This is a genomic window from Ruegeria sp. YTSB088, assembly GCF_059609825.1.
In genome coordinates this window covers 19,236-42,244 of the sequence record NZ_JBXWMM010000020.1, presented here as the reverse complement: position 1 = coordinate 42,244, position 23,009 = coordinate 19,236, and the positions used below count along the sequence as shown (strand labels likewise).

Sequence of the window (23,009 nt, the reverse complement as noted above, 5' to 3'; positions counted from 1 at the left end):
CGGATGGATTTTATCCTTTCGCAACTGGCTGGATTTGGGACCGCATTCGTGGGCCTGGCAGTAGACCCGCTGACCTATCTGTATTTGATCGCTTCCGTGTTCCTAGGCATCACGTTTGGCGCATTGCCCGGCTTGACGGCAACCCTGGCAGTGACGATCCTGACGGGTTTCTTCGGCAACAAAATCCCGCTGGACTATTCGCTCATCGCTTTGCTCGGGGCCTATGTCGGCGCGATTTACGGCGGCTCCTACCCATCTATTCTGCTGAACATACCTGGCACAGCAGCCAACGCCGCGACGGCCATGGATGGCTACCCTCTGGCCAAAGCAGGTCGAGGCGGCGAAGCCCTAGGGCTGACCACAACGGCCAGTTTCATTGGCACAGTTATCGGGACCATCACGCTTTTGATATTTGTCTGGGCACTGCTTTTGGTTTCAAAAAACATCGCAAGCCCGGAGAAAGCACTGCTGGCCCTCTTCGGTATTCTGCTTTCTGGCACTTTGATGAGCGAAGATTTGGTGATTAAGGGATGGATCGCCGGTTTGATCGGGCTCGCGATGTCCATGGTGGGTCTCGACCCTCTGTTGTCCGAGCCGCGCTATACCTTCGGCTGGTCTTACCTGATGAGCGGATTTCAGGTCGTGCCAGTTTTAATGGGGGCCTTTGCCATTCCCCAAATCATCGACGGTTTAAGGCACGTTGAGGCTGGGAAAGTTCTGGCCCTTAAAGGCCGTATTCTTCCAAACCTTCGCTCTATTCGACGTTACTTGCCGACCATTGGCCGTTCAGGAGTGATCGGGACCGGGGTAGGAGCGCTTCCCGGCGTGGGCGAAGATGTCGCCGGTTGGGTCAGTTACGGTGTCGGCAAGACCGTATCTGCCGAGGGCGACAAGTTTGGAAAAGGCTCTTTGGAAGGTCTGCTGTGCTCAGAGACCGCAAACAACGCCTGTATTGGTGGCGCACTAATCCCGCTTTTGGTGTTGGGTATTCCCGGTTCACCACCCGCCGCGGCTTTGATGGGGGCCTTCAAGATCAACAACGTGATCCCGGGCCCCACGATAGACCCCGAGATCATTCTGCGTGTGGTTGCAATCCTGGTGCTGGCATCCCTGACAATGTTCTTGATGGGCCTGTTCACTGCTCGGGTTTTTATCAAGATACTCGCCATACCGCAGACCATCTTCTTGCCAGTCGTGATGGTTCTGACAACAATCGGGTCTTTCAGCGTCGGTGGTGGCATCAATGATCTCTACCTGATGCTTGGTGTCGGCGCCGTCGCCTATTTTATGAACCTGATGAAGTACCCAATCGCGCCGTTGGTTATTGGAGTTATTTTAGGCAGCTTGTTTGATGAAACCTTCCGCCGGTCGCTGTTCTTGTCGGATGGGGATCTTTCGGTCTTCTTTTCGCGGCCCGGTGCGGCCATTCTGATGGTGCTCAACATTGGTTTGATCCTCAGCCAATTGCCTGTCGCAAAGCGCGCTTTCTCACGTCTGAAAGAACTTTCCGTCTGATGTTTGTGGTTACTGTCACCTTCACTCTCATGCCCGGTACGAGAGACACCTTTTTGCCGCTGATGGTCGAAAACGCTTCAACCTCTTTACGTGAAGAATTCGGATGCCAGCAGTTTGACGTTTGCCTCGGCGACGATCCCGAGACGGTGTTCCTCTATGAGGTATACGATGACGCTGCCGCGTTTGGCGCTCACCTCGAAAGCGCGCACTTCAAGACTTTCGATGCGGCGGTTGCTGATATGATAAAAGCCAAAGTTGTTCACCAGTATACCGAGGTCATCCGATGAACAATTGGGAGATTCACGCCGTCAAGTATGCGGATCGCAATGCCCGCACTCGACGCGACAGCTTCATCTTGGATGACAATCACGACGCACCTCACGCGATGGACTATTTCGTTTGGGTATTGAAGCGCGGCAACGAAGTCATTCTGGTCGATACTGGTTACGATTCCGAAGAGGCAGCCGCCCGTGGTCGTCCAATTGCGATGGACCCACGTGAGGCTCTGCGCCCCTTGGACATCACGCCGGAAGCGGTGACAAACATCATCGTGACCCATCTTCACTATGACCACGCAGGGGGGCTGCATATGTTCCCGAACGCCAAGTTGCATATTCAATCGGCGGAAATGGCCTTCGCTACAGGTCCCTGCATGTGCCATGACCACCTGCGTGCGCCTTTCACAGCCGGCCATATCTGCGAGGTCGTAAAGCGTCTCTATTCAGGCAAGGTCGTGTTCTACGATGGAGAAGCCGAGATAGCAGATGGGGTGACCGTGCACTGTATCGGCGGGCATTCGCGTGGGTTGCAATGTGTTCGTGTAAGAACAGCAGCAGGGTGGATGGTTCTGGCCTCGGATGCCTCGCATTACTACGAGAATTTCATGGAGCGCAAAGCCTTTCCCATCGTCGTCGACCTGCAGGACATGATGGATGGTTTCGAGACACTCGAGAGGTTGTCCTCGCATCCTCGACTTATCGTGCCCGGCCATGATCCACTTGTGCGTGAGGTTTTTCCCGTCGGTGCGGCGCCGCATATCCATAGGTTGGATCCTGGGCCAAACAGGGACATCGAACTATGAAAATCGGTGTCATAGCCGATGACTTTACCGGTGCGAGTGATATCGCGAACACCTTAGCGAAGGGCGTAGAGCCGGAAGGTGGGTTACGAACGGCTCAATTTCCAGGTATTCCGACGACCCCGGCTGAGAAGGAGATCGAAGCGGGTGTAATCTCGCTCAAAAGCCGCACAGTACCTATCGAGGAAGCTGTAGCGGACAGCCTGCGGGCTCTGCGGTGGCTCGCGGACCAAGGATGCCGCCAGTTCATCTTCAAGTATTGCTCGACCTTCGATTCCACGGCAGAAGGGAATATCGGCCCCGTAGCGGAAGCACTGGCCCAAGAACTGGGTGCGCAAAAGGTGATTTTCTGCCCGGCCTTTCCGACAACGGGACGCACGGTCTATCACGGTCATCTATTTGTGCTCGGTAAGCTTTTGCACGAGTCAGGGATGGAAAATCACCCTCTTACTCCGATGACGGATGCCAATATCAGGCGATGGTTGCAGTATCAGACTGAAGAAGCAGTTGGGTTGGTGCCAATTGACACTGTGAAACAAAGTTCAGAGGCAATTGCTGCTGCTTTGCGGAACGTCGACGAACGCTTTGTGATCGGTGATGCGATTTCGGACGAGGATTTGTTGGCTTGGGGCGAAGCCCTAAAGGATGCCAAGCTCATTACAGGGGGATCCGGGATAGCGCTGGGGCTACCCAGAAACTTCTTAAGAGAGGCTTCATCAAAAAGTACTGGCAGTTTGTTCACCGGTGCTGCAGGGCCTGCCGCGATCCTTGCTGGGTCGTGTTCCGGTGCGACCCGTGGGCAGATACATGTACATGCCGAATCCCATCCGAGCTTCGCCATTGATGTTCCGGGTGTCATGTCCGGGGATGTGACCACGCAAACGCTTTTGGATTTCTTTAAAGCGCATCCGGGTCAGGCGCCGCTCGCGTATTCATCGGGAAGCCCGGATGATGTGCGAGCGATCCAAAATCAATTTGGTCAGGAAGCTGTAGCGAACAGGCTGGATAATCTCTTTGCAGAAACTGCACGGGAACTTGTCCAAACGGGTTATAAGCGCCTTGTCGTGGCCGGAGGGGAGACGTCGGGAGCTGTTGCCAAGGCCGTCTCTGAGGCACTGGGGTCACCGGCTATGTCAATCGGGCCAGAGATTGACCCGGGCGTGCCAGTCCTGAGCGTTGGGAAAACAGAACCCATTGCAATGGCTCTAAAGTCTGGGAACTTTGGCGCTCAGGATTTCTTCGCTAAAGCGCTCAGAATGATGGAGGCAGGCAGATGAGTTCTGAAGAAATGGCGCTGCGGCAGCAGATGTCGGAGCTGTGCGCCTCGCTGTTTACGCGTGGCTTTTCCGTTGGCACTGCGGGCAATGTCTCTGCGCGTCTACCGGACGGGATTCTCATGACGCCAACGAATTCGACTTTGGGCAATGTTGACCCCGAGCGAATTGCCAAGATTGATTTGGATGGCAACCACGTCTCCGGAGACAAGCCGACCAAGGAGGTCTTTCTGCACCAAGCCTTCTATGAGACGCGACCGGAAGCCGGTGCAGTGGTGCATCTGCATTCGACCTGGGCCACCGCACTGTCGTGTCTGGAAGACACCGATTCCAATGACTGTATTCCGCCGCTTACACCATACGTGGTCATGCGCGTAGGCACGGTTAAACTGGTTCCATACGTTAAGCCGGGTGATCCAAAATCCGGTGATTTGATCCGCGAACTGGGCGGCAAGTATAGTGCTGTTCTGCTGGCTAATCACGGTCCCGTCGTATCGGGAAAGGATCTCTTTTCAGCGGTCTGTGCAGCGGAAGAGTTGGAAGAAACAGCCAAGCTGCTCGTGGCACTGCGGGGTATGCCAATCCGGATGTTGGATGCAGAACAAGTCGCAAAACTCAAAGAGACTTTCGGAAGGATGTAGTTGGACACCGATAGGGACAGTGTGCAAACTTTTTGGCAAATAGTGCAAATTTATGCGCAAATACCACGCAAAGTTATGGGCAAGTTCACCTGAATTTAATGAATGAAATCAATAGCAGGAATGCAGCGCTATGAGCGCGCCTACATCAGGTGTATCATCCTAAGCCACCGCGACGCAGCAACGGCGCTAAACGTCCACCGCAACACGGTTGGCCCTTGGTTTCGGGACCTGGTGGAACGCGGGTTCATAAGCATGACCCAAGCACCCCACCTTGGCCCGTCCGGTATCGGCAAAGCGTCGGTCCGAGTAGCGGACGAAGCGCCAACTCGCTGCACATCCTCCAATGACCGCTTTGAATACGTCAAGGTTCGAGAATAGAGTTGCCGCATTATGGACATTCTTTTTTGATCAACGTCAGGTGATGGAATATCGCACGAAACGAAACTGGAAGTCAGAGTTCCGCGAAGGCCTGAAGTGGCACTTGAAAGACTTCATACTAATGGCAGCCTTCGTCATAGGCTGCGCAGCCGTAGGTGCCGCGCTGGGCGGGGCGATATGCGCATTCTTTGGGCTCCCCTTGTTCATTGGCATAGTTGCCGGCGCATTTGTATTTGAATTTTTCAGCTTCAGTTTTTGGCTTCTACGGCGCCGCCGATAAGAGGCAAACCAAACTCTCCGAAACCGATTTTCAAGAACGCTGCAGCATCCGGGGCTTTGGGCTCGGTGCAGACGTTCGCTGCAGTACATCTGAACGACTGCTATGCGGACTTTGCGGACATTTATGGCGGGTGTCTCGGCTGTTGCTTCCGACTCAAGCCGGACATTCGATACGCGCCGGAAGTACTGCGGCTGCATCTCACTTTGCCGACGTTCACTGCAACGGCAAATCATGTCGATGACTTGCAAATTCTGACCTGCTCTTTTTGTTCCTACGGCTGCAAGCTAGCTCCGTTTCAACTTTACACTTCTTTCGACCGTTGATGATACTATCGTATGGCGAGCGTATCAATGTGATCCGGCGGATCCGGCGCGAAAGCATCCCGACAATCTTAGGGCCGTGCAAGTCAAAAGCCGTTGAAGCCACGTTTTCCTGTTACAGTGTTCAGAACGTTCACATTGTGTTACTGTTTTAACATTTCAAACGCCGCTACTTTTTCTAATGTCGACAGGATACCCACATTGACAGTTACAACTTTCGACTGGCCGCCCGAGGCGTATCAAACGGATTTATGGCCCCCAAACTGGCTGCGCGAAGAAGAAGAGTATCCGGGGTCAGGACGTCCATCGCGACTGATTGCGCACAACAACGTGCCTTACATCGCGGTTGTCAGCGATGACGAAGACTTGGAAGCTGCGCTAAAAACGGTCGCGGCTCGATATGTCGAAGCAATTCGCGCTCTGCTAGATCCTGAGGACGTGAAGTGGAAACCACGTTACCCTGCGGAGGATGAAGATTTCGAGGTCGCTCCCTTGATGCCGGACAGCTGGCATGAAGCGCTTGGTCCGGCGCCCCCCGCTCCCGAGCCTGGTCTTATTCGCTGGCTCGACGTCTGGCCTGACATTGGCTCAACAGCCGATGCCGATCCGCCGACGCTTGCATCGTGGAACCTGTCGCGACAAGCGGGTGGCGGACTACCAGCCCTCGTGATCATGACGGCCGCCGAAACCTATTCGGCGGCAGACAAGGTGGCGTCTTACTCTTTCGGAGTGCGCGTTCCGATGTCGGTGAAACGCCAGCCCGATGGCGATATCCGCGTCATTGTCCGCTCTGTCACCGTTGAACGCCCTGCGGAAGGCTATACCAGCGCGAGCGAACTTTTGATGAATGGCATTGCTGACGAAAAAGCTTTCATTAAAGCACTTTTGTCTCGTGATGACGTCGGCTCGTTTCAGTCGATCTTAGGTGAGCTCACGGCGCGCAGTGCCCAAGATGCGTTTGTTGACCAAAATACAATGAACGCGGAACAACTTCTCTTGCCCAAATCTACAGACGGGACAGGCGAGACCGAGGTATTTCGATTTGGCTTGTCTTCGAAAGCCATGTCAGCCTCTCAGAGCCCGCCACTGTACAATGTGCGGCCAGGCTACCCAATGCCTCAAAGCTATCAAATCGTTTCCGATTTTGAGATTTCTGTGCCTTTCAGAACTGAAGACATCCGGCTGTCTACTGAGGTGCACCCGCTCGTGACGCATGCTGCGGCCCCGGGGGAAGCGGAGGTTTTCGTGAAAACACCGCCGGGTTGGATTCAGGCGGGTGCTCAGCGATACAATTACACGCTGCGACTCCCCACGCGAGAAGACATGGCCCTTGAGGCGTACCGTGTCGCCCGCAACATCGGGCCTGCAGCGGGCAAGGCACTGACCGATGACGGCTTTGAAGTCCGCCGCTGCCCGGACTACGTGATTGCAGATAAAATGGCCGGCCCCGGCGTAAAAACCGTTCCTCTCCCGGGCGGAGAGGACCCCGCGCCGCGCCGCAACGACTTTTCGGCAATCATGGCCTATTGCCACAGTCTCGATTTCTTTCACTTTATGGAAGCAGTCGGGTTGCCGCCGGCGCTTTACGCAGTGCGGGCACAAAAGAAGGTCGAGATTTTCTATCGATTCGGAATTTTCCCGGGCCCGGGAAGGGACGGTCGAACGATCAATGCGCAGGTTGCATTCGATTGTGCGGAGGCCACGCAAGGTATTCAGCCAAAAGTACAAATCCGGCTGGCCTTGGCCAATCTCAACCGCTGGTCGCGGCCAGAGAACCCTGACGCCACAGGGTCGACACATCCGGACGAACGTTTTCTGCCGCCTGAGCCTCTTGGAATTGCATCCAGTGGGCGTTGGATGCTGCATGAAATGGGGCACTATCTGATTGCAGCGCGTCTCGGCAAGCTCGAGTTCGATTTCGCGCACAGCGCGGGAGATGCGCTGGCGGCGGTTTGGTATGACCCCTTTTCGCGGCTGAGTGATACGACAGACGGCCTCGGCTCACGGTTTCGGGGCATCACATACCCCTTTGTTTTCACGGCCCGAAGGCATGACCGGTCCCCGCTGCTGGGTTGGGCGTGGTACGGAACCCTGAATAGATCTGTGATTGCCGCCCCGCCGACCGGCTGTGAGACTCTCAAAGGGTATCTGACCGAACAGATCCTTTCCTCCAGTATTTTCCGGCTTTACCGCGCGCTTGGTGGCGACACTGTTCACGGAGAAGAACCGGACCGCTACACCCGGTATCGGGCTTCCTTCATGACGCTTTGCCTTCTGGTGCGTGCGACAGCATCCTTTGCGCAATCTCCATCGAAAGCAGAGATGCTCGAACTTGCGATGGAAGACGTGAGCCTGTTGATGAGCTCCGCCCTGGACGTTCCAGAACCGGCGCCGGGCACACTCGATACCACATTCGCGTCGGCACTCGGAGATTCTTGGTCGGGCGGGGTCTCGCATAAAGTCGTGCGGTGGGCATTTGAAGCGCAAGGTATGTTCGTTGAAGATGTCGAGCAAACCACAAACGGTTCAGGTCGGCCTGCACCCGTTGATATCTATCTGCAGGACGGCAGACCAGAGCAAGACAACCTGCTCGGTGGCACCTTGCATTTCGGGCCGGGCACCTATGCACCCGTGTCTCTCGACTGGACCGGAGACCGTGCATGGATGGTCGACCCCCAAAGCGGCTTTGTTCTGGGAAACCGAGGTCGCGAGCCTTCCGGTGAAGTGCGCTTGAGAATGTGGCTTGGCATCGTGACCGGCGACATGACAGCGCCACATTGGGATCTCGCGAACAACATCACCTGGACGATCAGTGTCCCACTTCCTCCCATTCCGAACCTGGAGACAGGAACAACTGAAGAGATTCAGATTCCGGATGAAGTCACCGAAGCGATGGAAGCAGGCGTTGCCGATGCGAGATTCGTCATCCTGCTTGAGAGCAGTTGTAATGACGATTTGGCCAACTCGGATCCGCAAGCATTGCTGGCTTCTGAAATCCCAGATCAAGCAACGCCACCAACGAAGCCACGCGCGCTAACCGATCTGGTGGCGGCTGACAACAACCTCGGTCTGATGCTGTTACAGCTTTCCTGAGGCTTTAGGGGGCCACTGGCGTAAACCACGAATCTGGCCATTCGCTCGTTGCATGTGAAATAATCGTATCCAGTGTCGGGCAATCAATCCGGACAGGATCTCCGACCGGTTTCATGAGGAGTTCCCAGATTGCTGCTGCCAAGTGGCGGCTGGCGTAGCTGTCAGAGGGATAATGCACCCCGATCCGCTCGCGGTTGACAGCGATGCGTTGCGCGATCGTGAAGATCGGTGAATTGATCTGCTTCCGTCCTGTCAGATCGTCCCTCACTGGTTTGCGCAATACGTGACCATCTCCCTTGTTTGTGTCGTCAGGCTGGACACCATACCGCGCTGCGATGCCGGGAATTTCGCAAAGAAGCAATGATATGAAGTGCGCAAGAAAGGAATGGCCACTGGGAAACGCCGGATGCGCGGGCGGACCGAAAGGAACAGTCAGGCCGGGACGCAGGATCGATGGACGCACCCGTTTGTAATGCGCTTTGTAGGACATGTAGGCCACATTCCCCATTGCGAGGCCTATATCGATCAGCTGCAACGTATAGGGATGATCAAAAGAATTGATACCAAGGAAATGAACCAGATAGTCGGGTAACCCATCCGCCTGAATATCTGACTCCACAAGGTAGCTTTGCCGGTCATCCTCCATGTAGTGCTTTAACGTTTCCAATTCGCCTTTTATGATCGAAAAGGCTGCGTCTTTTTGCGCCTGTGAACTCCCCGCTGGTCGCCATGTCAAATCATCCGGTTCCAACCAACCAGCTCCACCAAAACCCGGTTCCGGATCGAACCCGACAAGAGGGTTCCACTTGTCAGCCTCCCCTGCGAACTCGAGTGCGGCAAGCGTGCCTGGTTCGGATCGATCTGCCGCCCGCAACCATTCCGTCAGGTGCTTGTTGAACGGCAACGTCCAGAACCGCAGAGCGGGGTCCCAGTCTTGTGTTGTCCATTCCAGCAGGGGTTTACCTGGCTGATAAGGACTGATGATGTAGTCCAGCGGAAACGAGGGATTGCCCGCATTGTCGGGGGTAAAGTTGAGCGCCCATGGCAATAACGCAAGTTCGATAGGGGTTGCGTAGTAGCTGCGGATAAAACCGATGCCCCCATCTGCGCCGACTGGGATTTCACCCACATTGGAATCGCTTCCCATGCCCATACCCATGCCGGTTCCCATGCCCATACCCATGCCGGTTCCCATGCCCATGCCCATGCCGGTTCCCATGCCCATGCCCATGCCGGTTCCCATGCCCATGCCCATGCCGCGGCCCATGCCCATGCCCATGCCGCGCCCCATGCCCATGCCCATGCCGCGCCCCATGCCCATGCCATTTCCAGTATTCATGTCCGATGTCATCTGAAGTCTCCCTAGAAATTGATACGGATAAAAATTGCCCGTGGAAAAAACCGGTCAGCGCGGCAAGCCCGCGATCAAGAGCCCGCTTTTCAAAGCCCGTTTGTGTTCGCTATGAGAGAAAGGGTACCATGAAACAAAACGATCGACCGAGAATTTTTCGTCGAGACTCAATAACTCTTTACCGACTTCTCGAGCTTTTTCTTCCTCCCCATTCATCGCGAGACTTGCGGCCAAAATCCTCAACGTTGCAATGAAGCGCGGATTTACGTGCCGAGCCTTTTCCAACCAAGAAATGGATTCGGCATAATTCTCAGACACAAACTCCGCAATTCCGGCGCCGGTCCACCATGTAAAATTCAAAGTGTCAAAAGGACTGAGCTTAAAGGCATTCTGAAACCTGTGTATCGCGTCCTCACCGCGGCCAAGGTAGGACAGAGTAACCCCACTCCAGGCCCAGCCCAAAGCATTGTTTTGATCCAGCGACAAAGCCAAATCGAACATCGACAGTGCTTGATGGGGTTTGCCTTGGAGCAGACTTGTCAAATGACCCGCCACGACCTGACAAAACGAGTCTTCGGGATCAAGTGCAATTGAATACTGAGCATGTTCAATGGCCAGTTTTTTGTCCCGCTCAGGATCGTCCGAGTGCCCTTCGCCAAATAGGTAATTCAGTCGCCATGCAGAATAAGCGTAGGCCTGCGCATATGTAGGATCGAGCTCCATCGCCCGTCGCAGCGCAGTTCCGGAGTTCCGGTAACCGTCCTCAGTGAACCGGTACAGTTCCGAGGCCGCCTTGAGAACGCAGTCATATGCGTCAAGGCTTTCCGTAGAGCGATTTCGAACGCGCTTGATACCATGCGCTTTCAGGCGCGGTTCAAAAGATCCAACGACTGCTGCCACGATGGTATCTTGGAAGTCGAATAGGTCATCTGCACTTCCGTCGAACGTCTCGGACCAAATCGATCGGTTCAAGGCGACGTCGACCAATTCCGCCGTTATCCTCAGCTTATCGCCTTGCCGGCGCACACTGCCATCCATCACGTAGTTGACGCCTAGCAGCGAGGCAACTTCCTGTAAGTCCATCGAACGCTTTGCAAATCGCAAAGTCGAGGCGCGCGCGATGACGTGAAAGGCATGGCTGCGCGACAGGCCATTGATGATGTCTTCGGTGATGCCAGACCCGAAATACTCCTCCATTTCATGGCCCGATGACGCGCGAAACGGCAGAACTGCAACGGTGGGGCGGGAGGTCCACTCGATAAAGGGTTGGTGCAACCGCGTCTCTTCTTCGGACGCTGCATCAGAAGGAATCACCTGAAACAAGTGCACAATGCGTTTGATATTCTTAAGCCGGGGAGTCCCGATATCTTTGAAACTGACATTGGCTTTGTTGGCAGCCAATTCCCGTACGATGCCCGTAGCTATGATTTGACCGGGGGCCGCTGCATCATGAATACGCGATGCAATGTTTACGCCGTCGCCCAGTATGTTCCCATCTTGCACTAAGACATCTTCGACATTTACTGCAATCCGCAATTGCAAATGACTTTCACTGCCCGAATCCATATCAGCCGTGAGTTGCGGGGTATTCTGTGCATCCACCGCCCACTCTAGGGCCGCGACAACACTTGTAAACTCGACAAGGATTGCATCTCCGGCGGTTTCAACTAGCCTTCCGCCATGTCGTTTTAGCAAGGGCAGCAAAACACCTTCTTTTAACGTTTTCCATTTATTGCCGGCGCGAATGTCGTTTTCTGCGACAAGACGCGAAAACCCTGCAACGTCCGCGAATGCGACGACTGCAAGCCGACGCATTTCGGCCGCGCGAGGTCCGTCAGTCTGAACCATCCAATAACACCCTCGAAAAACACATAATTGGCCAATGTAGATCGGCTCATTCAGAAGCTTAACTCTATACTCTGTGTCGGTCTATCTATTGGCCTTTTCAATAGCCTACTTCGGCGGATTCGCTTTGGTTGGCATTGCGTTTTAAGAACGGGAGGTTTCACTGTCGCTGAAGCCCGCCTTGGTACGAACACCAAGATTGGGATGGCAAACGTTGACGGCAGACACTCTGAAATTCAGCTTGTTAGGCTTCAGAAGGGCGAAAAATCCGACCTTCGCGTCAGCCTGAGTGAAGTATACCTTTGAGCCAAGCGCAAATGCTGCAATGCAGAAATAGATCCGAAGTAATCGCAATCTGAATGTCCGCTTCCACGTCAAACTGTGGAAGTCGACGCGCAAATGCAGATAGTAGCTGCTCTCCGCCCCTTCGGGACCAATGCCGCACGTATCTCCAATGTCGCGTTTGGGCTCGAGGCGGCCATTCGCTGCTGAGCGCGTGGACATCCGCTTTGACTGTGTTTTATATAGTCCGGCATCAGAACATAGTAAGAACATTTCTTTCTTAGCGGAAGTTTCGCCCTTATGATTTCGATAAAATCTGGAGAAGTAAATGGGCGGTATTGGAAGTGGTAGGCACTGGCATTGGGGAGCAAAGAGCGTGACTTCCGAATTTCGAAGCCTCGACGTGCGGCGCTGGGCGCGTGAGGGCTTTCTGACGCCTGGACGGCGCTTTTCTTGGCAATGGTCTATCGAAGGCAAAAAAGTCGCCAGCATCGACGTACTGGCCGAGCATGGGTGTGTGAGACTCATCTATCGCAGCCGGGACCACGGCGACGAGTGGGAGAACCTCAACTACCCGGTGCGATTGCTTTCTCAGCCATGTCATTACGGAGGCCATCGCGATTGGTTCGCTTGCCCAGCACGCGGATGCGGTCGACGTGTCGCTAAGCTCTATGGCGGGCGTATTTTCGCGTGTCGTCATTGCCACCAAATCGCATATCCGTCCCAGCGAGAAGCCGCGTTTCAGCGTAGCCTAAGGCGTGCAGACAAAACACGCGAACGTCTGGGTTGGTTGGGCGATCCGGATCTAATGGAAGGAACGAAACCGAAGGGGATGCACTGGCGCACGTATTATCGCCTTGTTGCGGAGTTGGAGCATTGGGAGGAATCGTCCAACAGATCGCTACTGCGTTACTTGAACAGGCTGGCAGTAAACTTCGAAGCCACGTGAACTCATAAACCGTCGCGGGGGGCTAAATTCTTTACCGCGCTCTTTTGCTAGACCCGCCATTCAGGCTTTCGCGCGTTTCCGCAATTCAACATTTTTCAACACCAACAATTACCAACCTTACGATTCTCTAAAATGCGCCAAACCGCACAGGCAGCGAACGCAAAAGGGTGGATTGCGAGGTGGATAGGGTCAGAATCAAAAGAAGAAATATCAAATAAATCATAGCACTAACTTGAAGTTATGGTGCCCCCACACGGACTCGAACCGCGGACCTACTGATTACAAATCAGTTGCTCTACCAGCTGAGCTATAGGGGCACTGGCTGTCGATTACTTCCTCTGGCGGTGGACTGCAAGTCTGAATTTTACCCCTAACTTAGACATTGCCCGATTTCCTGAGAACGTGCAAAAACGCCGGGCTCATTCGCAGCAGAGATCTCGCGAGAGGTGGCGAACGCGGCTATACAGAAAAGCCAGGGTTAAGGGAAACAAGATGCAGGTTGCTATCCACGCTGGTGTTGCCTTTTCGGATGAAGGGCTGGTGATGTCCTCGCTTGGCGCGAACAGGCGGATATTGGCGGATTACCGAACGGCTGTTCTGGGGCCGCGTCGGTCCCGGCAATTCGTCAAAGTTGTGTCTGACTCGATCTTGCAAGGTCAACCTGATGCAGAAACACCAAACAGCTTGGCGGAGCTTGTAACCGGCAATCCCAACCTGGACCGCGTGATTTTGTCGAGCGACAAATTCTTTGGCCCCAGACGCACCGCGCTGCAACACGGGCAGATCTATCCGTTTGCGGGGAAAAGAACGGCTTACACAGAATCTCTGCTGGACGGCGCGCAGGTTGAAGTATTTGCAGGGCTGGTAAATCCCGTGGTTTTTATTCCAAAGATCCTTGCGTCGATCCATGAAGATCATCGTCAGGACATACTGGCCAGCACCGATTTAAGCTGCCTCAGTTGGCTTGGTATGGTCGAAGACCTGCTGGATCTTGCCCCGCAGGCTCAACTCACCTTGTGGGAACACGAGAATTCCCCGCTTATTTGGGGAGATATCATCCGCGCTATATCCGGATTGCCTGATGAGGCTCCACTTCATGAAGAATATGCATTCCTGTCTTCACTTTTGACGGAGGCCGGTCAACGACATGTATTGGACATCGTGAGAAAAGGGGACGCCCTTGACCGGACCAGCCGACGTGAAGAGATGGCAAATATTTTGGACGAATACGCCCGTCTGGAGCAGATCGAAGAAGAGCTCGATATGCCGGGTTGGAATGCCGACATAGTTGAAGCGTTTACAGATCTTTACGAGCAGGATCTGGCCACGATCCGGTCCATGCAGGACGTTCGTGTATTGCAAATCTGATCGCCTGCGCAATGCTGTCGGCTTTGTTGCACAAATGGCGCGAAGGAAACTCTTTCCACCAACCCTGCGTGACGGCAGGAACGCATGCGTATTTGGGCCTTGCTGAATACAGGGTCGCGAACTGGTGGTCTTGCAGCGACGCGCTGATACGGAAAAGCCTGCCGATCAATGGATTGATCTGGCAGACCATGGCGTTCGACCATATAAATCAATCGGTTATCCGCAGGATGGCGTCAACTGTCCGGTTCATTTGATTGGCGCAATTCATCAGGCATCAAGGAAATCCCGCAATACCCCGTTAAACAGTTCGACTTTCTCCAGATGCGTCGCATGTGCAGAGTTCGGAATCACCGCGAGATTTGCATTCGGGATAGATTGCCACAACTGTTCTGTTTGACTCCATGGGTAGGTACGATCCCGATCCCCCCACATAACCAGTGTCGGGGTCTTGATTGCTGACAGGTTTTCAGCGCCGCTCCAGGAATTCATCGCGTCCAAACCAGTGAGCATGGCTTTCAGATTGCTTTTCTGCGCTATCGTGGCGCAAAGTTCATATTCCATCGCCTTTTCGCGCTCTAGAAACCAGGTTGCCGCAATTCGCCGCGCCGTCACTTTCGGTCCGTCTGCACAGGCACGGGTTTTCGAGGTATCAATGGTCTCAAACCGCCCGGGCAGCACTCCTACGGACCCGGTGCCATAAAGAACCAAACGGTCAACACGCTTGGGCGCACGGGCAACCATTTCCTGCGCGACCATTCCACCCATCGAGTGACCAACCAGATGGAATTTCTCGATGTTGCGCAACTTCAATTCATTCAACGCCCAGTCCGCGAAGCCCGAGATACTGCAGAATGCATCGCGGTGAGTATTTTCACCAAAACCCGGCAAATCCAGCGTGATCACATCGTAACCTTCCAGGGCCTCGACCTGCCGCTGCCATTGCCGACTGCCGCCCAGAAACCCATGGACAAATACTATGGGTGTCATTTCCGGCCGCCCTGCACAATCCGATCCAGAATCATCGCACAGAACAGAATTGAGAACCCTGCAAGGATACCCTGGCCAACATTCGCGTACTGCAACGCCTCCAGAACGTCTTCGCCCAGCCCTTTGGCACCGATCAGCGACGCGACCACAACCATTGCCAATGACAGCATGATTGTCTGGTTGATCCCCGCCCGGATCGACGGGCTTGCCAGCGGCAAGTCGACCTTGGTGAGCAGATACCATTTGTTGGCGCCAAAACTGATCGCTGCTTCACGCACACTTTCGGGTACTCCGCGCAAGCCCAGAACGGTCAGGCGCACCACTGGTGTGCCGCCGAAAATCATCGTGACCACGACCGCCGCTGGTTTGCCAACACCAAAAAACGCGATCACGGGGACCATGAAAACAAAGGCGGGCATGGTTTGCATGAAGTCCATGATCGGCTGGATGAAAGCGTAAAACCGTGGCCGACGCGCCGCGAACATGCCCAATGGAATTCCGATGACAATCGACAGGCACGCCGCTGTCCCCAACAAGGCCAGTGTGGTCATTGCGCCCTCCCAGAAGCCCAACAGCCCCATATAGGCCAGAAATGCGCCCGAGTAGATTGCCGTGCTGACGCCCGCAGTCAGCCATGTCAGCAGAATGATGAGACTGGCGATCACGATCCACGGAGTCTGTACCAATATAACCTCAAGCGCGTCCAGCAGGGTACGGATACCGAATGTCAGCCCGTCAAAGAACGCTTCGCTGTTGCGCACGCACCAGGCGATGAAGTCTTCCACCCAAGTGATGCTGGTCAGGCGGATGTTGGGGTCCGTCGGGAAATGGCTGAGCAACGAGAAACGCCCCGGAAAGCTGTAATGCATCATCGCCGCAGCAACGATCAGCGCCATGAATACCGCGCTGAACACGATCTGCGATACCGGCATTGCTGATCGGATTGAGCGATCTGACAACCATTCCGAGAAACGCGCCTCGAGCGCCCAGTTTGCCACCTGTGACTGAACAAGCTTGACGATGATTAGAATGATCAGGCCGGTCAAAACAATGTACGGGCCCTCGGCGGCCATCGCCTCGGCTTCAGCGCGGATGCCGCCTATGTTTTCCTCAAGCGAATCCACCGTTCGCTGATAGACATCGATCTTGTCCGAATTGTTTTCAATGGCAGCGGCCAACTGCTGACGGCGCAGTTCAAGCGTCCCTTCAATTGAAGCGATGCGTTCCATAGCCTCGGCGGCCAGATCGCCGAACATCCCTCGCGCGATCTGCACATAGGCTATTGTTTCGAGGATCAGAAATGGAAGCGCCCATGACCACAAGCCCCGGGCACCGAACCAGACCGGACCAAATAATCCGGCCATCAGATTGAAGGTTGGTGTAAAGCGGGACGACGCGCCGATCTTGTCGAAGTTTCGGATGTAGTAGTCGGGGCTGGTGCGTACAAATGCCCGAATGTTCTTGCGCCGCTCTTCGGCATACGCCAAAGCAGCTTCGCTTTCGGTATCTTCCAGCGGGTTCACATCAGATGTGCTCATGACACTTCGGTCCCTTCGATCACGGTGCGCAACAGATCGGCACGGGTTATGACGCCAACATCCACGCCGCCGTCCTCCACTAGGATTGCGCTGTCGTTGTCGATTGCCAGATTGATCAGCGTGCTCAGGTTCTCACTCTCATCTACACGTGGGGCATCTGCCGATAGCGGCCCATGGGTCGCAACATGCTCTGGTATGGGCCGCATGACCGCATGGGCGCGCACCACTTTGAGCCGCGATATGCCCGCAACGAAATCGGCCACATAGTCGTCGGCGGGGTTCATGACGATGTCTTCGGCCGTCCCGATCTGCACCACCTTGCCGTCGCGCATGATCGCGATCCGGTTCCCGATGCGAACTGCTTCATCCAGGTCGTGGGTGATGAAGATCGTCGTCTTTTTCAGGATTTTGCTCAGTCGGATGAACTCATCCTGCAACTGCCGCCGGATCAACGGGTCCAGCGCCGAGAACGGTTCGTCCATTAACAACACATCCGGGTTCGCCGCCAGTGCCCGGGCAAGGCCCACACGTTGCTGCATACCACCGGACAGCTCGTGTGCGAATTTCGATCCCCAGGCTCCGAGTTCGACGATATCCAGAATAGCGGCGGCCTGACGCATGCGTTCATTCTTGCTGACCTGCCGGATTTCCAGCGGCATCGCGACATTGTCCAGCACAGATCGATGCGGCATCAGCGCAAAGTTCTGAAAAACCATACCGATCTTGTTGTTGCGAAACTGCTGGAGCTCTTTCGGACCCAGAGCCATCACGTCAGTGCCCTCGATTTCGATCTTGCCGGCGGTAGGCTCCAACAACCGGTTGAAGTGGCGGACCAGAGTGGATTTTCCGCTGCCTGACAGGCCCATGATGCAGAATATCTCGCCCCGATTGACCGACAGGCTGACATCCGCCACGCCGACAACGCAGTTGTATTCAGCCAGCACTTGGGCCTTGTCCAACCCGCGGTCGCGGATCGCCTGCAGGGCCACCTCGGGCCTGCTCCCGAATATCTTCCAGACATTCGAGATTTCAATAACGGTATCGTCGCTCATAGGTCCCCCAGAGGTGCGCATTTGGGCGGCGCCGCTAATCGCCGCCACCCTGTTTCTGGACGTGAGATCAGAGACCCAGCCAGGCGTCGACACGATCCGGGTTCGCTTCGACCCATTCACGGGCAACCTCTGCCGGATCCCGGCCCTTGCCGCTGATCTCATAGGCGAAACCGCTCACATCATCTGCTGTCAGCGCGAAATTCGTGAAGAAATCAGCAATCGCCGGAGAGCGCTCTGGCAGCGTGTTGGACCATGCAATCTGCACGTTCTTGAGCGCGTCCTTGGTCGCAACACTGGATTTGTTGTACCAGTCCGGATCATCAGACGGCTGGACCATCACGTATTTTGCCGGGTCAAATGTCGGCTCGGTCAACATCTGAACGTCGAACATGTACCAGACCGCATGCGGCTTGTAGCAATAGAAGGCGTATCCTTCACCCTTGGCTATGCTGTCCTTGATCCGCGCGGTCTTCACGCTTTCCTCGGCACGTACCGGCTCGATGAAATCAAGCAGACCGTAGTCGCGCGTTTTGACTTCGTTCACATTGGCCGAAGCCCAACCCGGCGCGCCAATCCACATTTCACCTTTGCCATTGCCGTCACTGTCCATCAATGCGGCTACATCCGGGCGACCCAGATCAGCGATGTCGGTGATGTTGTTGGCTTCACCAAAGTCTTTGCTGACGCAAAAGCCCTGATTGCCCTCGTAGGGGTTCGACGACAAGGTAACGGTGCCGGCTTCGTCCACATACTTCTTGGTGAAGCTTTCCTGGTTGGGCAGCCAAACGTCGGGATGCACATCGATATCGCCCTTGCCCTGATCCATCGCCTGAAAGATCGTGGCGTTGTTGCCAGGCACATATTCCACTTTGCCACCGATGCGCATTTCCACGACCGCGCCCAGCAGATGGGCAATGGCCTGTGCGCCGGTCCAGGATGGCACGCCGATCTTCACTTCTTCGGCTGCGAATGCAGGCACGGCGCAGATGCTGACCGCAGCAGCCATCCCCAGCGTTTTTAGATTGGTTCTCATGGTCTTCTCCTCTGTTGAAATGCGCCGTGGTTCGGCGTCGTTTTTTCCGTCGTTCGACTTTCCTAATGCGCAATAGGGTCGTGCCAACATGCATTTGGCCGCAACTTCGGACGGAAGGCTGAAAAGAGGACCAACCGCCAGACCCTACCCAGAAGTCTAGAACAGGAACTTTTCCGAGAGCCAATTCGAACATTTCATCAAACTATTCTGTTTCTGCATAGTTCCTGTATGCTTGTTGAAAACGTTCGTTAACAAGCGGGGATACTCATTGGATCTGAATTGGCTACGCGACTTTGAATGCCTCGCCCGGACCTTGAACTTCACCCGTGCATCCGATGAGCGTAACATCACGCAATCCGCATTCAGTCGCAGAATCAAGGCGTTGGAGAGCTGGGTCGGGCTGCCCTTGGTCAATCGGGCAACGTATCCGGTGCAACTGACAGAAGCCGGCAAACAATTCCTGCCTGTTGCTCAGGCGGCGATTTCACAGCTGTCAGAATCCCGCCAATCCCTGCGGGACGCCGACCGGGGCGACAGTCGGTTCATCCGTTTTTCGGTTCTACACACCATCGCGGTTAATTTTTTGGCGGTCCGCATAGAGGAATTGCAGAAGCAAATCCCGGATCTGCGAACACGCGTTCTGTCTGATTCTCTGAGCACCTGCTGTGATCTCTTGGTCGAGGGCGCGGTGGATATCCTGCTGTGCTACTATCACCACTCTGTCTCGCCCATGATCGACGAAACCGCGTTTGAGCGTAAGGATCTGCTGAAGGATCGTCTGATACCCGTAGCTGCCGTTGAGCCGGTACGGACAATGGGATGGGATTTATCCAGACAGGATGGCCCGCCGATCCCCTACCTGGCCTATGACCGATCGTCGTTTTTGGGCATGGTCGTCGAAAACACCGTTGACCGGAAACCCCAGAATACCGAAACGATATATGTCGATAGTCTGGTCGAAACGATCAAGCGACGATTGATGACAGGCAGCGGATTTGCCTGGATGCCCGAAACGGCGATTGCCGAGGAACTTGATCAGGGGGTACTGGTGCCGGTCGGCGATGATACTTGGTGCGCGACGTTGACGATTTCAGCCTTTTCCAATCCAGTCAGCTTGGATCAGATTGCGTACCAGCTTTGGCAGCGTTTGTGACCAAACAAAACCGTTTTGGGCCCACCGACTGCCGTTGAAAAAAGCCCTACGCTAACTCGCAGAGCAGCCCGTCTGAGAAAAACCGACGATCGCGCGGACCAGTAGATCGACCGTGTCCACTGCTTTGGCGTCGTTCGCGACGCTGTCGGAAATGAGAGAAAACTCGGAGCAAGCGATAAGTTGCAAGTCCGCCCCCGCCTTGACCAGTGCTTTTGAAGACGCTCGCAGTGTTTCGCGCGCCTTGTCACTTGGGCCGTTGACCTTAATCTCGCGGATCGCCGCCAGCATCAGGTCATCATCCGCTGGCCAAACAGGTGATAGCCCGCGCGCCTGCAGTGCTGTATCGAAAAGACAAGTACGGCGCACTGCAGGAGAAGCGAGCATACCAACGCAACCGCCTGCCCCCAGTTCACGGAGGGCATGATCCGCTGCCAGATCAACCATATTCAATAGCGGAACAGTCACGGCATCGGTGATCGCCTTGGCATAGTGATGCGCTGTGTTGCAGGGCATTGCCAGCGCCACGGCGCCGGCATCCTGAAGGCGTCGCGCCATTGCTGCCAGTGTCGGCCCCGGATCTTCACCCGACCCTTCGATCAGATGAGCGATCCGCGATGGCACCTGTGTGTTCATGTCGATCAGAAGCGGAATGTGGTCCCGATCATCGCGCACCGGTACAGCCTCCACCAGCTTACGCTGGAGGAGGATCGTTGCCTCGGGGCCCATGCCGCCAAGAATGCCGATGGGGTGCAGCATCATTGCTCAGATATTCACCCAGCGGTTTTTGTGATCGAACGCAAAGTCATACCCCGCCAAAGCCGCGGCGCCGCCAGTGTGAAGGAAAACGACCCGCTGATCTTTGAACTCGCCTTTACGCGCCAGATCGATCAGACCCGCAGCGCCCTTGGCCGAGTAGCAGGGATCCAGAAGAATACCTTCCAATTCAGCAAACATCTGAATCGCTTCGATACCGCTTTCAGTGGGCAGTCCATAGCCTTCACCGACATAGTCGGTATTGGCCATGACATCTTCGCGCTTTACCACGCCTGCGCACCCCAGTTTTTCGGCTGTCTTGCAGGCGAGGTCGTAAACCATCTGTTCCTGCTTTGGCTGAGGTGCCCTTGTCCCGATGCCAAGCACCGGCACCTGCGCATTCATGGCGCACATTCCTGTCACCAAACCTGCCTGCGTACCGGATGACCCGGTTGCATGTACCAGACGGTCAATCTGCAATCCGCTGTCATTGGCCTGCCCCAACAGTTCAAAGGCCGCGTTTACGTAGCCAAGCGCCCCGGTCGGGTTCGAGCCGCCGCCGGGAATGACATAGACGTTGCGGCCATCTGCCCGTTTCTTCTCGGCAGCCTTTTCCATTTCGCCCGGCATATCGTGACCTCCGGGAAACTTCTCGGTCGTCGCACCGTGCAAGTGGTCCAGCAGGACATTGCCGTTTGTATTGTAGTTGCCATCTTGATAGCCGGTGCGGTCTTCCAGAAGAATATGGCATTCAAGGCCCAGTTTGGCGGCAAATGCTGCGGTTTGTCGACCGTGGTTTGTTTGAGTGGCACCTTGCGTCATCACCATGTCCGCGCCCTGCGCTTCCGCTTCGGCCATCAGGAATTCCAGCTTGCGGGTCTTGTTGCCGCCGGTTGACATGCCGGTGCAATCGTCGCGTTTGATCCAGATTTCCACACCCAACTCTTTGGAAAGCCGCTTCATCGGTTCAAGTGGTGTCGGAAGATGGGCGAGGTGAAGGCGGGGGAAGCGGGCGAGATGCATATCACAATTCCTAATATTGATTTTCGTCAATTTATACTTTCAATAACCGCGCTGCTAATTCGAAATTCAGCAAATATGTTGCAACAATTGCATGTTAATCGGGGCTGCGGTATCTGGTACACATGCGCCTGGAATGGATCGATGACATATTGGCCGTGTTGGACAGCGGATCGCTGACACGCGCCGCGGAAAAACGGCTGCTGACCCAATCTGCCTTTACCCGTCGGGTGCGGCTCATCGAAGGTAGTATCGGTGCGACCCTGTTTGATCGTCGCCGCAAGCCCGTATCCCTGATGCCGGGTGTGCAGGCGTTGGAACCGGAATTGCGCGAGCTGAGTGCGCGTCTGCACAAACTTCGACATACCCTGAAAACCGAGAGTGATCAGGCCAGCCAGTCTCTGTCTTTTGTCTGCCAACATGCACTCACGACAACCGTTTCACCGAAAGTGGTCCGCACTTTGACCGCAGATGACGACATCTCGGTTCGAGTGCGATCAGGGAACCAGGACGAGTGTCTGTTGCAACTGATCTCAAAAGAAGTCGATTTCGCGATCATGTACGCGATCTCGGACGGCAGGATGCAAAACCTCGAAAATGCATTTGAGGCAAAGACGCTTGGCGCTGATACTTTGATCCCGGTATGCGCACCCGCAATGCGCAGGGAATTGGATGGTGAGACTGTTCCCGCGATTATCTATCCGCCTGATGTATTTCTTGGGCAGGTGTTTTCCCGATTGATTGCACCCCGTTTGCCCGACAAAACCAGAATCACGGCCAAAGCCGAGACGGCCCTGACGTTGGCGATGCTGCAATATGCCGTGAATGAAATCGGCGTTGCATGGCTACCCCATTCTTTGGTCGCCACGCCGCTTGCTCAGGGGCAGCTTGTAAGCGTTGAAGAAGCTCTGCCTGCACAGGCGCTGACAATAAGAATGGTCCGTTTGGCTGGACCGCAGTCGGAGTACAGTGAACAGATTTGGCAACGTCTTGCCGGGCAATTGCAAAGCTTTTGGTAGTCGCAAGATCAAAGCAACGCGGCGACCGGCGCAGTTCGAAGATAAAGACGCCGGGTCTGCTGATCGACATCGGAAGAATA

Annotated in this window: 18 protein-coding genes and 1 tRNA gene; 10 read left to right on the top strand and 9 right to left on the bottom strand. The window is 55.1% G+C overall.

Annotated elements, in window-relative coordinates; all coding sequences use genetic code 11:
• The first annotated feature begins 3 nt into the window (after positions 1-3).
• From AC2FFA_RS21515 to AC2FFA_RS21485, 7 genes are all read left to right on the top strand, one after another.
• On the top strand, positions 4-1,515 hold the full coding sequence (locus tag AC2FFA_RS21515) for a tripartite tricarboxylate transporter permease (RefSeq protein ID WP_496853184.1): 1,512 nt from the start codon (positions 4-6) through the stop codon (positions 1,513-1,515).
• Entirely contained in the window at positions 1,515-1,802 is a 288-nt protein-coding gene (locus tag AC2FFA_RS21510) for a putative quinol monooxygenase (RefSeq protein WP_117870790.1), read from the top strand. Before AC2FFA_RS21515 ends, AC2FFA_RS21510 begins: the two co-directional genes overlap by 1 nt.
• Entirely contained in the window at positions 1,799-2,596 is a 798-nt protein-coding gene (locus AC2FFA_RS21505) for an N-acyl homoserine lactonase family protein (RefSeq protein ID WP_496853183.1), read from the top strand. The genes AC2FFA_RS21510 and AC2FFA_RS21505 overlap by 4 nt, the downstream gene beginning before the upstream one ends.
• Positions 2,593-3,870 carry a 3-oxo-tetronate kinase gene (gene otnK, locus AC2FFA_RS21500; RefSeq protein WP_496853182.1) on the top strand — a complete coding sequence of 426 codons (1,278 nt, stop codon included), beginning with the start codon at positions 2,593-2,595 and terminating at the stop codon, positions 3,868-3,870. Before AC2FFA_RS21505 ends, otnK begins: the two co-directional genes overlap by 4 nt.
• Positions 3,867-4,508 (top strand): 3-oxo-tetronate 4-phosphate decarboxylase, encoded by a 642-nt coding sequence (otnC, locus tag AC2FFA_RS21495; RefSeq protein WP_496853181.1) that lies wholly within the window; start codon positions 3,867-3,869, stop codon positions 4,506-4,508. The genes otnK and otnC overlap by 4 nt, the downstream gene beginning before the upstream one ends.
• A gap of 102 nt (positions 4,509-4,610) precedes the next feature.
• Positions 4,611-4,886, top strand: coding sequence for a hypothetical protein (locus AC2FFA_RS21490; RefSeq protein ID WP_496853180.1), 276 nt, complete (start codon positions 4,611-4,613; stop codon positions 4,884-4,886).
• Between the two features lie 801 nt (positions 4,887-5,687).
• Positions 5,688-8,579 (top strand): hypothetical protein, encoded by a 2,892-nt coding sequence (locus AC2FFA_RS21485; RefSeq protein WP_496853179.1) that lies wholly within the window; start codon positions 5,688-5,690, stop codon positions 8,577-8,579.
• 4 nt (positions 8,580-8,583) lie between these two features.
• Here the strand turns inward: AC2FFA_RS21485 and AC2FFA_RS21480 are convergent, their stop codons facing one another.
• The 3 genes from AC2FFA_RS21480 to AC2FFA_RS21470 all read right to left on the bottom strand — a co-directional run bounded on the left by AC2FFA_RS21480 (position 8,584) and on the right by AC2FFA_RS21470 (position 13,323).
• Complete coding sequence (locus AC2FFA_RS21480; protein ID WP_496853178.1) at positions 8,584-9,930, bottom strand: phosphatase PAP2 family protein; 1,347 nt, start codon at positions 9,928-9,930, stop codon at positions 8,584-8,586.
• Between the two features lie 54 nt (positions 9,931-9,984).
• Complete coding sequence (locus AC2FFA_RS21475; RefSeq protein ID WP_496853177.1) at positions 9,985-11,778, bottom strand: adenylate/guanylate cyclase domain-containing protein; 1,794 nt, start codon at positions 11,776-11,778, stop codon at positions 9,985-9,987.
• Positions 11,779-13,247: 1,469 nt separating this feature from the next.
• Positions 13,248-13,323 (bottom strand) — tRNA-Thr (locus AC2FFA_RS21470).
• Between the two features lie 175 nt (positions 13,324-13,498).
• On the opposite strand from AC2FFA_RS21470, the gene AC2FFA_RS21465 reads away from it, so the two are divergent.
• Positions 13,499-14,374, top strand: a complete 876-nt coding sequence (locus tag AC2FFA_RS21465; RefSeq protein WP_496853176.1) for a hypothetical protein — start codon at positions 13,499-13,501, stop codon at positions 14,372-14,374.
• Positions 14,375-14,641: 267 nt separating this feature from the next.
• Here the strand turns inward: AC2FFA_RS21465 and AC2FFA_RS21460 are convergent, their stop codons facing one another.
• From AC2FFA_RS21460 to AC2FFA_RS21445, 4 genes are all read right to left on the bottom strand, one after another.
• The gene (locus AC2FFA_RS21460; protein ID WP_117870741.1) at positions 14,642-15,361 is read right to left on the bottom strand and encodes an alpha/beta fold hydrolase; all 720 of its coding nucleotides are present in this window, start codon (positions 15,359-15,361) and stop codon (positions 14,642-14,644) included.
• Entirely contained in the window at positions 15,358-16,899 is a 1,542-nt protein-coding gene (locus AC2FFA_RS21455) for an ABC transporter permease (protein WP_299902034.1), read from the bottom strand. The genes AC2FFA_RS21460 and AC2FFA_RS21455 overlap by 4 nt, the downstream gene beginning before the upstream one ends.
• Entirely contained in the window at positions 16,896-17,951 is a 1,056-nt protein-coding gene (locus AC2FFA_RS21450) for a quaternary amine ABC transporter ATP-binding protein (protein ID WP_496853175.1), read from the bottom strand. Before AC2FFA_RS21450 ends, AC2FFA_RS21455 begins: the two co-directional genes overlap by 4 nt.
• A gap of 67 nt (positions 17,952-18,018) precedes the next feature.
• Positions 18,019-18,984: an ABC transporter substrate-binding protein gene (locus AC2FFA_RS21445; RefSeq protein ID WP_117870735.1), complete on the bottom strand. Its 966-nt coding sequence runs from the start codon at positions 18,982-18,984 to the stop codon at positions 18,019-18,021.
• Positions 18,985-19,252: 268 nt separating this feature from the next.
• On the opposite strand from AC2FFA_RS21445, the gene AC2FFA_RS21440 reads away from it, so the two are divergent.
• Complete coding sequence (locus AC2FFA_RS21440; RefSeq protein WP_299902025.1) at positions 19,253-20,137, top strand: LysR family transcriptional regulator; 885 nt, start codon at positions 19,253-19,255, stop codon at positions 20,135-20,137.
• A gap of 51 nt (positions 20,138-20,188) precedes the next feature.
• Here AC2FFA_RS21440 and cuyB read toward each other — a convergent pair whose 3' ends face one another.
• Together cuyB and cuyA are read right to left on the bottom strand one after the other, a co-directional pair.
• On the bottom strand, positions 20,189-20,896 hold the full coding sequence (cuyB, locus tag AC2FFA_RS21435; protein ID WP_496853174.1) for a cysteate racemase: 708 nt from the start codon (positions 20,894-20,896) through the stop codon (positions 20,189-20,191).
• A 3-nt stretch (positions 20,897-20,899) separates the two neighbouring features.
• Positions 20,900-21,913 (bottom strand): D-cysteate sulfo-lyase, encoded by a 1,014-nt coding sequence (gene cuyA, locus AC2FFA_RS21430; RefSeq protein ID WP_496853173.1) that lies wholly within the window; start codon positions 21,911-21,913, stop codon positions 20,900-20,902.
• A gap of 122 nt (positions 21,914-22,035) precedes the next feature.
• Here cuyA and AC2FFA_RS21425 point away from each other — a divergent pair, with 122 nt between their 5' ends.
• On the top strand, positions 22,036-22,929 hold the full coding sequence (locus tag AC2FFA_RS21425; protein WP_496853172.1) for a LysR family transcriptional regulator: 894 nt from the start codon (positions 22,036-22,038) through the stop codon (positions 22,927-22,929).
• Positions 22,930-23,009: the final 80 nt, after the last annotated feature.

Bases quoted from the DNA above. Each gene is read 5' to 3' on its own strand.
- AC2FFA_RS21450 (WP_496853175.1), bottom strand. From the start codon at position 17,951: ATGAGCGACGATACCGTTATTGAAATCTCGAATGTCTGGAAGATATTC.
- otnC (WP_496853181.1), top strand. From the start codon at position 3,867: ATGAGTTCTGAAGAAATGGCGCTGCGGCAGCAGATGTCGGAGCTGTGC.
- cuyA (WP_496853173.1), bottom strand. From the start codon at position 21,913: ATGCATCTCGCCCGCTTCCCCCGCCTTCACCTCGCCCATCTTCCGACA.
- otnK (WP_496853182.1), top strand. From the start codon at position 2,593: ATGAAAATCGGTGTCATAGCCGATGACTTTACCGGTGCGAGTGATATC.
- AC2FFA_RS21425 (WP_496853172.1), top strand. From the start codon at position 22,036: ATGCGCCTGGAATGGATCGATGACATATTGGCCGTGTTGGACAGCGGA.
- AC2FFA_RS21475 (WP_496853177.1), bottom strand. From the start codon at position 11,778: ATGGTTCAGACTGACGGACCTCGCGCGGCCGAAATGCGTCGGCTTGCA.
- cuyB (WP_496853174.1), bottom strand. From the start codon at position 20,896: ATGATGCTGCACCCCATCGGCATTCTTGGCGGCATGGGCCCCGAGGCA.
- AC2FFA_RS21480 (WP_496853178.1), bottom strand. From the start codon at position 9,930: ATGACATCGGACATGAATACTGGAAATGGCATGGGCATGGGGCGCGGC.
- AC2FFA_RS21490 (WP_496853180.1), top strand. From the start codon at position 4,611: ATGAAATCAATAGCAGGAATGCAGCGCTATGAGCGCGCCTACATCAGG.
- AC2FFA_RS21460 (WP_117870741.1), bottom strand. From the start codon at position 15,361: ATGACACCCATAGTATTTGTCCATGGGTTTCTGGGCGGCAGTCGGCAA.
- AC2FFA_RS21445 (WP_117870735.1), bottom strand. From the start codon at position 18,984: ATGAGAACCAATCTAAAAACGCTGGGGATGGCTGCTGCGGTCAGCATC.
- AC2FFA_RS21515 (WP_496853184.1), top strand. From the start codon at position 4: ATGGATTTTATCCTTTCGCAACTGGCTGGATTTGGGACCGCATTCGTG.
- AC2FFA_RS21455 (WP_299902034.1), bottom strand. From the start codon at position 16,899: ATGAGCACATCTGATGTGAACCCGCTGGAAGATACCGAAAGCGAAGCT.
- AC2FFA_RS21505 (WP_496853183.1), top strand. From the start codon at position 1,799: ATGAACAATTGGGAGATTCACGCCGTCAAGTATGCGGATCGCAATGCC.
- AC2FFA_RS21510 (WP_117870790.1), top strand. From the start codon at position 1,515: ATGTTTGTGGTTACTGTCACCTTCACTCTCATGCCCGGTACGAGAGAC.
- AC2FFA_RS21465 (WP_496853176.1), top strand. From the start codon at position 13,499: ATGCAGGTTGCTATCCACGCTGGTGTTGCCTTTTCGGATGAAGGGCTG.